The sequence below is a fragment of the Microbacterium sp. LMI1x-1-1.1 genome (genome assembly GCF_040676205.1).
In the GTDB taxonomy this organism is placed as follows: domain Bacteria; phylum Actinomycetota; class Actinomycetes; order Actinomycetales; family Microbacteriaceae; genus Microbacterium; species Microbacterium aquilitoris.
This window is the reverse complement of record NZ_JBEGHM010000002.1, coordinates 803,761-815,085: the sequence shown is the minus strand read 5'-3', so window position 1 is coordinate 815,085 and position 11,325 is coordinate 803,761. Positions and strand designations below refer to the sequence as shown.

Sequence of the window (11,325 nt, the reverse complement as noted above, 5' to 3'; positions counted from 1 at the left end):
GAATCACTACCCGACGGAGCAATTTCTGTGAGACGCGCGAAGATCGTCGCCACTCTGGGTCCCGCCACCGAAAGCTACGAGATGGTCCGTGCCATCATCGACGCCGGTGTGGACGTGACCCGCTTCAACCTCAGCCACGGCGACTACGCCGACCACGACGCCCGCCTGGCGAACGTGCGCAAGGCGGCGGATGACGCCGGCCGTGCCGTCGCCGTCCTCGTCGACCTGCAGGGCCCCAAGATCCGGCTCGGCCGGTTCGCCGAAGGCCCGCACTTCCTCGCCGTCGGCGACGTCTTCAAGATCACGACCGAAGACATCTCCGGCACGAAGGACATCGTCGGCACGACGTTCAAGGGCCTGCCCGAAGACGTCAACAAGGGCGACTTCCTCCTGATCGACGACGGCAAGGTCCGCGTCCAGGTCACCGGTGTCGAGGGTCCGGTCGTCACGACCGAGGTCATCGTCGCGGGCTACGTGTCGAACAACAAGGGCATCAACCTGCCCGGCGTCGCCGTCAACGTCCCCGCGCTGTCCGACAAGGACGAGGCCGACCTCCGCTGGGGCCTGCGCGCCGGCGCCGACATCATCGCGCTGTCCTTCGTGCGCAACGCCGCCGACGTCACCCGCGTGCACGAGATCATGGCGGAGGAGGGCCGCAAGGTCCCCGTCATCGCCAAGATCGAGAAGCCGCAGGCCGTCGACGCCCTCGAGGAGATCATCGACGCCTTCGACGGCATCATGGTCGCCCGCGGCGACCTCGGCGTCGAGCTGCCCCTCGAGGCCGTGCCGATCGTCCAGAAGCGCGCGGTCGAGCTCTGCCGCCGCATGGCCAAGCCCGTCATCGTCGCGACGCAGATGCTCGAGACGATGATCGAGAACCCGGTTCCCACGCGCGCCGAGACGAGCGACGTCGCCAACGCCGTCCTCGACGGTGCGGACGCGGTCATGCTCTCGGGCGAGACGAGCGTCGGCAAGCACCCTGTCGGCGTCGTCGAGACGATGGCCCGCATCATCGACGCGACCGAGACGCACGGTCTCGAGCGCATCCCCCCGCTCACGGCCAAGCCCCGCACGCAGGGTGGCATCATCACCCTCGCCGCGAACGAGGTCGCCGAGTTCGTCGAGGCCAAGTACATCTGCCTCTTCACCGAGTCGGGCGACACGGCGCGTCGCATGTCGCGCCTGCGCCCCGGCATCCCGATGCTCGCCTTCACCATCGAGCCCGCGATCCGTCGCCGGATGGCGATGACGTGGGGCATCCAGTCGGCGCTCGTCGACCACGTCGCCCACACCGACCTCATGTTCCTGCAGGTGGACGACTACTTCCTGTCGCGCGGTCTGCTCGAAGAGGGTGACAAGGTCGTCGTGATCTCCGGGTCCCCTCCCGGAATCATCGGTGCGACCAACGACATCCGCATCCACAAGATCGGTGACGCCGTGCACGGCAAGGCCCCGATCTACAAGGCCGAGAGCTGATCCCTCGCCTGTGATGCACGAAACGGCGCCCCCTCGGGGGCGCCGTTTCGCTGTGGTGCCGGTGGTGGGAGTCGAACCCACACGCCCTTTCGGGCAACCGAGTTTGAGTCGGTCGCGTCTGCCATTCCGCCACACCGGCGCGCGCCTGATCGACGATACCGCAGGATGCGGGTGCGCCCTGGCCTAGGATGGACGAGTGACTGAGCAGGAACCCTCCCTCGCCCCCCAGGCAGCTCCCACCCCGCGACGTGTCGTCGTCGCGGAGGATGAGTCGCTGATCCGCCTCGACATCGTCGAGATCCTGCGCGACAGCGGCTTCGATGTGGTCGGCGAGGCGGGCGACGGCGAGACCGCCGTCCAGCTGGCCACCGAGCTCCGTCCCGACCTCGTCATCATGGATGTGAAGATGCCCATCCTCGACGGCATCAGCGCCGCCGAGAAGCTGAGCAAGAACCACGTCGCCCCCGTCGTCCTCCTCACGGCGTTCAGCCAGAAGGAGCTCGTCGAGCGGGCGAGCGAGGCCGGCGCGCTGGCCTACGTCGTGAAGCCCTTCACTCCGAACGACCTCCTGCCGGCGATCGAAATCGCCCTCGCGCGCTACGAGCAGATCATCACGCTCGAAGCCGAAGTCGCCGACATGGTCGAGCGCTTCGAGACCCGCAAGCTTGTCGACCGGGCCAAGGGCCTGCTCAACGAGAAGATGGGTCTGTCCGAGCCCGAGGCGTTCCGCTGGATCCAGAAGGCATCCATGGATCGTCGCCTCACGATGCAGGATGTCGCCAAGGCGATCATCGAGCAGCTGGCTCCCAAGAAGGCCTGACGCCTTCGTCATGATCGACGAACTCGACGTCCCCGTCACCCTCGCATCGCGAAACGGATCGGTGCGACTGCGGGGAGCGTCGCAGGACGACCTCGATGCGATCGTCGCGCTGCTGTCGGACGACCCGGTCAGCGCCGGTCGCGGAGATGTGGCGGCCGCGGAGGACCGAGGCCTCTACCTTCGCGGATTGCTGCGCACCCTGGACTCGGAGAGCAACGACGTGCTGGTCGTCGAGAGCGACGACCGCGTCGTCGGGACGATGCAGCTCACCGTCATCCCCGGGATGGCGCGTCGCGGCAGCACGAGGCTCCTCGTCGAAGCTGTCCGAGTCGCGAGCGCCGAGCGTTCAGCGGGGATCGGCGCCGCGATGATGACGTGGGTCGCCGACGTCGCCGCTCCTGCCGTCGGAGCATCCGTCGTGCAGTTGACGTCGGATGCCGCGCGCACCGACGCCCACCGGTTCTACACGCGCCTGGGGTTCGTCGACTCGCACGTCGGCTTCAAGCTCGCCGTCCCGCGCTGAGCGGATCAGGATGCCGGCAGGTCCCGCACCATGTTGGTGATCCGGACCGTCGAGCACCGGCGACCCTGATCGTCGGAGACGACGATCTCGTGGACCGTGAGGCTCCGGCCGAGGTGCAGGGGGGTGCAGACCCCCGTCACCCATCCTTCGGTCGCCGAACGGGTGTGCGTCGCATTGATGTCGATGCCCACCGCGAGACGGCCGGGACCTGCGTGGAGATTGGCGTGCATCGACCCGAGCGACTCGCCGAGCACGACGTAGGCGCCGCCGTGCAGGAGGCCGACCGGCTGAGTGTTGCCGGCGACCGGCATCCGCGCCACTGCCCGCTCAGGCGAGAACTCGGTGAACTCCATGCCCATCTTCTCGGCGAGGGCTCCCATGCCCCGGCTCGTGACCCATTCGAGCGCGTCGGAGGGGAAGGACGCGGACTCGGGCATGGCGATTCACCTCGTGGATCGGGCGGTGCCGACGGGGCAACGCGGGGGGAGTCGATGTCGCGGGCCCGAACTAGGCTGGTCGGGTGAGCGACTCCGGAAAGCCTACTCTGCTCGTCGTCGACGGCCACTCGCTGGCCTACCGGGCGTTCTACGCCCTTCCCGTCGACAACTTCTCGACGAAGGACGGGCAGCACACCAACGGGATCTACGGCTTCCTCTCGATGTTCGTGAACCTTGTCAAGGCAGAGAAGCCGACGCACCTGGCCGTCGCCTTCGACACGTCGCGGCAGTCGTTCCGCACGCGCGTCTACGAGGAGTACAAGGCCAACCGCTCCGAGTCGCCCGCCGAGTTCAAGGGGCAGATCCCGCTGCTGCAGGACTGCCTCGCCGCCATGGGCGTGCCGGTGCTGACGAAGGAGGACTTCGAGGCCGACGACATCCTGGCGACCCTCGCGACGCAGGGCGTCGAGAGCGGCTACCAGGTGCTCGTGTGCTCCGGCGACCGTGACACGATCCAGCTGGTGACCGAGGACGTCACGCTCCTCTACCCGAGCGTCCAGGGCGTCTCGCAGCTGAAGCGCTACACCCCCGACGCGGTCGTCGAGAAGTACGGCCTCCCGCCCGAGAACTACCCGGACATCGCCGCGCTGGTGGGCGAGACGAGCGACAACCTGCCCGGCGTCCCGAAGGTGGGGGAGAAGACCGCGGTCAAGTGGATCACCCAGTTCGGTTCGCTCGACGCGCTCCTTGAGCGCGCCGATGAGATCAAGGGTGTCGTCGGCGGAAACCTCCGCGAGCACCTCGACGACGTCCGTCGCAACCGCCAGCTCAACCGCCTTCTGCGCGACGTCGAACTCGAGTACGCGCCCGAGGACCTCGTCATCCGCCCGCTCGACACCCAGGCGGTCCGCGACATCTTCGCTCGTCTGGAGTTCCGCACCCTTCTGCCGCGGGTGTTCGAAGCATTCGACGCGACCGACGAGCCGCCCGCGCCCGAGGTCTCGGCGCCCGAACCGCAGCAGACGGATGCCGCGACCCTGGCCGTGTGGCTGACGCAGCAGACGGGCGAACTGGCACTGACGGTCACCGTCGCCGGCGGTCTTCCGACGCGGCTCGGCGTCGCGACGTCGGACACGGTCCACGAGGTCGATTGGGACGAGAGCGCCCGCGAGGCGCTCGCCCCGTGGCTCGAGAGCGACGCCGCGAAGATCATGACCGACGCGAAGCCGCAGGTGAAGGCCCTCCGCCGCGCCGGCGTTCGGCTGAGCGGGCTGACGTTCGACGTCCTGCTCGCGGGATGGCTGCTGCGTCCGAGCCTGCCCGACAAGACCCTCGCCGACCTCGTCGACCGCTACCTCGACGAGAAGCTGCCCGAAGCCGACCCGTCCCAGCTGGTCCCCGAAACCGAGGGCGCGACGCCGGGTCAGCTCGCCTGGTTCGCCCTGCGGGTGGCCGAGGCTGAACGGGCGGAGCTCCCGGCATCCGTCGGCGCCGTCCTGACTGACATCGAGCTCCCGTCCCTCGACGCCCTCGCCGACATGGAGCTCGCGGGGGTCTCGGTCTCGCGCGACAAGCTCTCGGGCTTCTCGGGCGAGCTGGCCGCACGAGCCGACGCGATCGCGCAGGAGGCATACGGCATCATCGGGCGCGAGGTGAACCTCGGCTCGCCCAAGCAGCTGCAGGAGGTGCTCTTCGACCAGCTGGAGCTGCCGAAGACTCGTAAGACGAAGACGGGGTACTCGACGGATGCCGCGGTCCTCGCCGACCTTCAGGAATCCCACCCGCATCCGTTCCTGGGGCTTCTCCTCCAGCACCGTGAGGCGACGAAGCTCCGCCAGATCATCGAGTCGCTGACGGTCGGCATCGCCGACGACGGCCGTATCCACACGACCTACGTGCAGACGGGCAGTCAGACGGGTCGCCTCTCGAGCACCGACCCGAACCTGCAGAACATCCCGATCCGCAACGAGGAGTCGCGCCGCATCCGCGAAGCATTCGAAGTCGGCGAGGGCTACGAGACCCTGCTGACGGCGGACTACTCGCAGATCGAGATGCGCATCATGGCGCACCTGTCGGGTGATCCGGGGCTCATCGAGGCCTTCAACTCGGGTGAGGACCTGCACCGCTTCGTCGGCGCCCGTGTGTTCGGTGTGGAGCCCGCCGAGGTGACCGCGCCGATGCGCACGAAGGTGAAGGCGATGTCGTACGGCCTCGTCTACGGGCTGAGTGCCTTCGGTCTGTCGAAGCAGCTGCGCATCGAGCAGTCCGAGGCGAAGCAGCTCATGCTCGAGTACTTCGCCCGCTTCGGTTCCGTGCGCGACTATCTGCGCTCGTCCGTCGAGCAGGCGCGGATCGACGGCTACACCGAGACGATCTTCGGACGCCGCCGACCGTTCCCCGACCTGACGAGCCCGAACCGCGTGCTCCGCGAGAACGCCGAGCGCGCGGCGCTCAACGCCCCCATCCAGGGCAGCGCGGCCGACATCATGAAGATCGCGCTCGTCGAGATCCACAGCGACCTCCGTGAGAAGGGTCTGGCGTCGCGCGTGCTTCTGCAGATCCACGACGAACTCGTCGTCGAGGTGGCGACGGGGGAGTGGGACGCGGTCGAGGAGATCGTCCGCGCCCGGATGGGGGACGCGGCGGAGCTCTCCGTCCCGCTCGACGTGCAGATCGGCCGCGGCGCCGACTGGGACGAAGCGGCTCACTGACGTCCGGCGGTGCGACGCTCTACGCTCGAGGGATGACCGACGCACAACGCACGCCCACTCCGATCGACACGATCGCGGACCGCTGGGTGGACACGCTGGCAGAGCTCTCACCGAGTCTCGCGACCTACATCGGACGCACCGAGCACAACGGCCGTCTCGATGATTTCTCACCGGAGGGACACGACCGCCTCGCTGCTGCGGCGGGCGAGACGCTTCGCGCCCTGCAGGCCGCGGACGCGGTCGACGACGTCGACGAGGTCACGAAGATGGACCTCTCGGCGGAGCTCGGGCTGCAGCTCGACCTGCACGCGGCGAAGTCGCACCTGCGCGACCTCAACGTGATCGCCTCGCCGTCTCAGGACATCCGCGCGGCGTTCGACCTCATGCCGACCGACACCGTCGAGGACTGGTCCGTCGTCGCCACGCGCCTCGCGGCCATCCCGACGGCGCTCGGCGGATACATCGAGACGCTCCGGCAGGGCATCGCCGAGGGTGTCGTCCCCGCGCGTCGCCAGGTCCGCGAGGTCGTGACGCAGATCGCGCGATACACGAGCGACACCGGCTTCTTCGCGACCTTCGTCGGCGATGCGGCCCCCGCCGACGGTCACCTTCCCGCCTCGCTCGCGCGCGAGCTCGCCGACAATTCGGGCGCCGCGCGCGTCGCGTACGACCAGCTCGCGGCGTTCCTCCGCGACGAACTGGCACCGGAGGCCTCCGAGGTGGATGCCGTGGGCCGGGAGCTCTACGCGCTCCACTCGCGTCGGTTCCTCGGCGCGACGATCGACCTCGACGAGACCTACGAGTGGGGCGTCGAGGAGCTTTCGCGGATGGTCGCCGAGCAGGAGTCGATCGCGAACGAGATCCAGGCCGGTGCCACCGTCGAGGAGGCCGTCGCCTTCCTCGAGCAGGACGAGGCGCGGAAGCTCCGCGGCACCGAGGCGCTGCAGAAGTGGATGCAGGAGACCAGCGATCGCGCCGTCGAGGAACTCGGACGCACCCACTTCGACATCCCCGACCCGATCCGCCGCCTCGAATGCATGATCGCGCCGACGAACGAGGGCGGCATCTACTACACCGGCCCGACGGACGACTTCTCGCGGCCCGGCCGGATGTGGTGGTCGGTCCCCGAGGGCGTCGACACCTTCGACACCTGGCGGGAGCTCACGACGGTCTACCACGAGGGTGTTCCGGGGCACCACCTGCAGATCGCGCAGGCGGTCTACAACCGGACCGAGCTGAACTCGTGGCGGCGCCTGCTCGCCGGTTCCAGCGGACACGCCGAGGGGTGGGCCCTTTACGCCGAGCGACTCATGGCGGAGCTCGGCTACCTCGACGACCCCGCGGACCGCCTGGGCATGCTCGACGGACAGCGGATGCGGGCGGCCCGCGTGGTCCTCGACATCGGCGTCCATCTCGGCAAGCCGCGGCTCGACGGCACCGGTACGTGGGACGCCGACTACGCTCTCGAATTCATGCGGCGGAACGTCAACATGTCCGACGAGTTCATCCAGTTCGAGGTGAACCGCTACCTCGGGTGGCCGGGTCAGGCACCGTCGTACAAGGTCGGTCAGCGGATCTGGGAGCAGATCCGCGACGAGGCCGCTCAGCGCGGGGGGTCCGGCTTCGACATCAAGAGCTTCCACATGCGAGCACTCCGCCTCGGCGGCGTCGGGCTCGACACCCTCCGTGCCGCCCTGCGCGACAGCTGACGAGACGTCGAAATTCTCCGTCGGGGGATGCCGGGAATATCCGGCATCCCCCGACGTTCATGCATGTGAATGAAAGGGGCGGACATGACCGCTGTGGAACTGGGCCTGGACACGTTCGGCGACATCACCGTCGATGAGAACGGCGACAAGGTGTCGGGCGCTCAGGCGATCCGGAATCTCATCGCGCAGGCGACTCTCGCCGACCAGGTGGGCGTCGACTTCATCGGCGTGGGGGAGCACCACCGCGCGGACTATTCCGTGTCGAGCCCCGAGATCGTCCTCGCGGCGATCGCCGCGCAGACCGAACGCATCCGCGTCGGCACCGCTGTGACCGTCCTCTCCAGCGACGATCCGGTACGCGTCTACGAGCGCTTCGCGACGCTGTCGGCGATTTCAAACGGTCGCGCTGAGGTCATCCTCGGACGCGGATCCTTCATCGAGTCCTTCCCGCTCTTCGGGTTCGACCTCTCCGATTACGAAGCCCTCTTCGAGGAGCGGCTCGAGTTGTTCTCGCTGCTCCGGACGGAGAAGCCGGTCACGTGGCAGGGATCGACCCGGGCCCCCCTCACCGACGCAGACGTCTTCCCGAAGACCGAGCACGGCTTCCGCGCCTGGGTGGGCGTGGGCGGATCGCCGGAGTCGGTCATCCGCACCGCCCGCTACGGGTACGGGCTGATGCTGGCCATCATCGGCGGCCCGGCTGCCCGCTTCCGCCCCTACGTCGACCTGTACCACCGCGCCATCGGCGAGCTCGGCACCGAGGCTCAGCCCATCGGCATCCACTCTCCGGGGTACATCGCCGACACGGACGAGCAGGCGTGGGAAGAGGCCTACCCGGGCTTCGAAGCGCAGAACAACTCGATCGGCCGCGACCGCGGCTGGCCTCCCTACAGCCGCATGCGGTTCCAGCACGAGGTCGGGCCGGAGGGTTCGATCTACGCCGGATCACCCGAGACGGTGGCGCGCAAGATCGCCGACACCATCACGACCCTCGGCGCCTCGCGATTCGATCTCAAGTACGCCAACGGCACTCTCGGGCACGAGAAGCTGATGCGTTCGATCGAGCTCTACGGCACCAAGGTGATCCCGATGGTCCGCGAGATGCTCGGCGAGTGAGCCCGGACCGGCGCTCCCCTCGTACGATGCAGGGATGACCACGACCACGACGGGCTCCGTCGCCAGCCGGCTCGACCGTCTGCCGTTCACCCGGACGCACCTGCGTGTCCTGACCGGTTCGGGCGCCGGCTGGGCCTTGGACGCGATGGACGTCGGGCTGATCTCGTTCGTCATCGCCGCGCTGGTCAGCGAGTGGGACCTCACGCCGGCCTCGACATCGTGGATCGCCTCCGCGGGCTTCGCGGGCATGGCGATCGGCGCGACCGTCGGCGGTCTGCTCGCCGACCGCATCGGCCGTCGATCGGTCTTCGCCCTCACTCTGCTCGTCTACGGCGTCGCCACCGGCGCGAGCGCCCTCGCCGGTGGTCTCGTGGCTCTGATCGCGCTGCGGTTCCTGGTGGGACTGGGTCTCGGCGCCGAGCTGCCCGTCGCCAGCACCTATGTGAGCGAGTTCGCGCCGGCCCGGATGCGCGGGCGGATCATCGTCGTCCTCGAAGCCTTCTGGGCCGTCGGGTGGACGGCATCCGCTCTCATCGGCTACCTCGTCATCCCGTCGGTCGCCGAGGGGTGGCGCTGGGCCCTCGCGATCGGCGCCGTCCCCGCGGTCTACGCCCTCGTGGTGCGCTGGGGTCTCCCCGAGTCGCCACGCTGGCTGGCCTCCCGCGGACGGGTCTCCGACGCGGAGCGGATCGTCTCCGACCTCGAAGCATCGCGCCCACTGTTCGGACGGACGTCGACCGACTCCGCGCTCGCCCCGGACGCCCCGGCAGCACCCGCGACGACGGTGGGGATGCGGCTGCGCGGCCTCTGGGCCCCCGATGTGCGCGTGCGCACCGCCTCACTCTGGGTCGTCTGGTTCTGCGTGAACTTCTCGTACTACGGCGCCTTCATCTGGATCCCGACGCTCCTCGTGTCGCAGGGGTTCGGTCTGGTGCGCAGTTTCGAGTTCACGCTGCTCATCACCCTGGCCCAGCTGCCCGGATACGCCGTCGCCGCGTGGCTGATCGAGAAGTGGGGGCGGCGCGCGACGCTCTCGGTGTTCCTCGCCGGTTCCGCGGTCGCCGCGATCCTGTTCGGACAGGCGACGACGGTGCCGATGATCCTCGCCACGGGGATGGCGCTGTCGTTCTTCAACCTCGGCGCCTGGGGCGCCCTCTACGCTGTGACGCCCGAGACCTACGCCACGACCCTTCGGGCGACCGGTGCCGGCTGGGCGGCGGGCATCGGCCGCATCGCCTCGATCCTCGCGCCTCCGGTCGTCCCCGCGCTCCAAGCGCTCGGCGGCATCCCGCTCGTCTTCATCGTGCTGAGTGCCTTCTTCGCGGTCGCGGCGGCCGCCGCGTGGGGGCTCGCCGAGTCGCGAGGTCGCAGCCTCGCGGACTGATCGACGGCTGCGACTCGTAGGCTGGCGGGATGTCACAGGAAGTCCGCTACGTCGCGATCGGGGATTCGTTCACGGAGGGCGTGGGTGACGAGCTGCCCGACGGGACGGTCCGAGGCTGGGCCGACCTGGTCGCGCAGGGATGGGCCGATTCGCGAGGCGAGGCGATCTCGTACGCGAACCTCGCCGTACGCGGCAAGCTCATCGGACCGATCGTCGACGAGCAGTTGGAGCGCGCCCTCGCCCTGAACCCGACGCACCTCTCGTTCAACGGCGGCGGCAACGACATGCTCCGCCCCCGCACTCCCATAGCCCGTGTCGCCGACGTCTTCTCGCAGGTGCTGCGGCGCTGCGATGAAGAGGGCGTCACGATGATCGTCCTGTCGGGGGCCAACCCGTCGGCGCAACTGCCGCTGTCGGGGCTCATCCAGCGCCGCGGCGATGAGCTGTCGCGCGCGGTGACGGAACGGATCCGCGGTCGTGATGACCTCGTCGTCGCGCTCAACTGGCCGGACGTCGAGCTCTCGGATCCCTCGTTCTGGTCGGCGGATCGTCTCCACATGAACTCCCGAGGCCACCATCGGGTCGCGGCACGCGTCCTCGAGGCCCTCGGCGAACGACCGCCCGCGCAGTGGTGGCGGCTCGACGAGGCGGACTCGGCGGTGTCCCTGAGTCGCGCCCGCTACTTCCGCGAACACCTCGGCCCGTGGCTTCGGCGACGTCTCACGGGCACATCCTCCGGCGACGGCCGACCGGCCAAATACGGTGACTGGCTCACCGTGCAACCGCGAGCCACAGCCTGATTCCGCCCCCTGTCAAGGGCTATCAGGTTCCTGTCAGGGTCGGGGATGATCGGAGCACACCGCCAAGAGAGGGAGTGTGCGCATGAGCATCGGAACCGGAATCGTGCTGTTCGTCATCGGAGCCATCCTGACGTTCGCCATCGACGTCGACGTCCAGTACGTCGACCTCGACCTGATCGGCTACATCCTGATGGGCGCCGGTGTCGTCGTCTTCATCCTCGGCCTCGTGCTGATGATGCGTCGGCGTTCCAGCGAGTCCACCGTCCGAACGGTGGACCCCGTCGCGGGGGAGCGGGTCACCCGCTCCGAGACGCGGACGTCGGGAGACGGCACCGTCTGACACGCGACA

At 68.7% G+C, this 11,325-nt stretch carries 10 protein-coding genes and 1 tRNA gene; 9 read left to right on the top strand and 2 right to left on the bottom strand.

Annotation, left to right across the window (positions count from 1 at the left end):
- Positions 1-27: 27 nt before the first annotated feature.
- A complete protein-coding gene (pyk, locus tag MRBLMI1x_RS11685; RefSeq protein WP_020097281.1) occupies positions 28-1,476 on the top strand; it encodes a pyruvate kinase in 1,449 nt (482 codons plus the stop codon).
- Positions 1,477-1,529: 53 nt separating this feature from the next.
- On the opposite strand, the gene MRBLMI1x_RS11680 is transcribed toward pyk, so the two are convergent.
- Positions 1,530-1,615, bottom strand: a tRNA-Leu gene (locus MRBLMI1x_RS11680).
- A 57-nt stretch (positions 1,616-1,672) separates the two neighbouring features.
- Here MRBLMI1x_RS11680 and MRBLMI1x_RS11675 point away from each other — a divergent pair.
- Together MRBLMI1x_RS11675 and MRBLMI1x_RS11670 are read left to right on the top strand one after the other, a co-directional pair.
- Positions 1,673-2,296 carry an ANTAR domain-containing response regulator gene (locus tag MRBLMI1x_RS11675; protein ID WP_018186777.1) on the top strand — a complete coding sequence of 208 codons (624 nt, stop codon included), beginning with the start codon at positions 1,673-1,675 and terminating at the stop codon, positions 2,294-2,296.
- Positions 2,297-2,306: 10 nt separating this feature from the next.
- On the top strand, positions 2,307-2,819 hold the full coding sequence (locus tag MRBLMI1x_RS11670; RefSeq protein ID WP_018186778.1) for a GNAT family N-acetyltransferase: 513 nt from the start codon (positions 2,307-2,309) through the stop codon (positions 2,817-2,819).
- A gap of 5 nt (positions 2,820-2,824) precedes the next feature.
- Here MRBLMI1x_RS11670 and MRBLMI1x_RS11665 read toward each other — a convergent pair whose 3' ends face one another.
- Positions 2,825-3,256 (bottom strand): hotdog fold thioesterase, encoded by a 432-nt coding sequence (locus MRBLMI1x_RS11665; RefSeq protein ID WP_020097280.1) that lies wholly within the window; start codon positions 3,254-3,256, stop codon positions 2,825-2,827.
- 83 nt (positions 3,257-3,339) lie between these two features.
- Here MRBLMI1x_RS11665 and polA point away from each other — a divergent pair, with 83 nt between their 5' ends.
- From polA to MRBLMI1x_RS11635, 6 genes are all read left to right on the top strand, one after another.
- The gene (gene polA / locus MRBLMI1x_RS11660; protein ID WP_363458916.1) at positions 3,340-5,967 is read left to right on the top strand and encodes a DNA polymerase I; all 2,628 of its coding nucleotides are present in this window, start codon (positions 3,340-3,342) and stop codon (positions 5,965-5,967) included.
- Positions 5,968-5,999: 32 nt separating this feature from the next.
- Positions 6,000-7,676 carry a DUF885 domain-containing protein gene (locus MRBLMI1x_RS11655; RefSeq protein WP_363458914.1) on the top strand — a complete coding sequence of 559 codons (1,677 nt, stop codon included), beginning with the start codon at positions 6,000-6,002 and terminating at the stop codon, positions 7,674-7,676.
- A gap of 84 nt (positions 7,677-7,760) precedes the next feature.
- On the top strand, positions 7,761-8,792 hold the full coding sequence (locus MRBLMI1x_RS11650) for an LLM class flavin-dependent oxidoreductase (protein ID WP_363458912.1): 1,032 nt from the start codon (positions 7,761-7,763) through the stop codon (positions 8,790-8,792).
- Positions 8,793-8,826: 34 nt separating this feature from the next.
- On the top strand, positions 8,827-10,176 hold the full coding sequence (locus MRBLMI1x_RS11645; protein WP_363458910.1) for an MFS transporter: 1,350 nt from the start codon (positions 8,827-8,829) through the stop codon (positions 10,174-10,176).
- Between the two features lie 29 nt (positions 10,177-10,205).
- Positions 10,206-10,976, top strand: a complete 771-nt coding sequence (locus MRBLMI1x_RS11640) for an SGNH/GDSL hydrolase family protein (protein ID WP_363458908.1) — start codon at positions 10,206-10,208, stop codon at positions 10,974-10,976.
- 82 nt (positions 10,977-11,058) lie between these two features.
- A complete protein-coding gene (locus MRBLMI1x_RS11635; RefSeq protein ID WP_018186785.1) occupies positions 11,059-11,316 on the top strand; it encodes a DUF6458 family protein in 258 nt (85 codons plus the stop codon).
- Positions 11,317-11,325 lie beyond the last annotated feature (9 nt).

Coding starts and splice junctions, on each gene's coding strand:
- MRBLMI1x_RS11670 (WP_018186778.1), top strand. CDS start 2,307: ATGATCGACGAACTCGACGTCCCCGTCACCCTCGCATCGCGAAACGGA.
- MRBLMI1x_RS11665 (WP_020097280.1), bottom strand. CDS start 3,256: ATGCCCGAGTCCGCGTCCTTCCCCTCCGACGCGCTCGAATGGGTCACG.
- MRBLMI1x_RS11655 (WP_363458914.1), top strand. CDS start 6,000: ATGACCGACGCACAACGCACGCCCACTCCGATCGACACGATCGCGGAC.
- MRBLMI1x_RS11650 (WP_363458912.1), top strand. CDS start 7,761: ATGACCGCTGTGGAACTGGGCCTGGACACGTTCGGCGACATCACCGTC.
- MRBLMI1x_RS11645 (WP_363458910.1), top strand. CDS start 8,827: ATGACCACGACCACGACGGGCTCCGTCGCCAGCCGGCTCGACCGTCTG.
- MRBLMI1x_RS11640 (WP_363458908.1), top strand. CDS start 10,206: ATGTCACAGGAAGTCCGCTACGTCGCGATCGGGGATTCGTTCACGGAG.
- MRBLMI1x_RS11635 (WP_018186785.1), top strand. CDS start 11,059: ATGAGCATCGGAACCGGAATCGTGCTGTTCGTCATCGGAGCCATCCTG.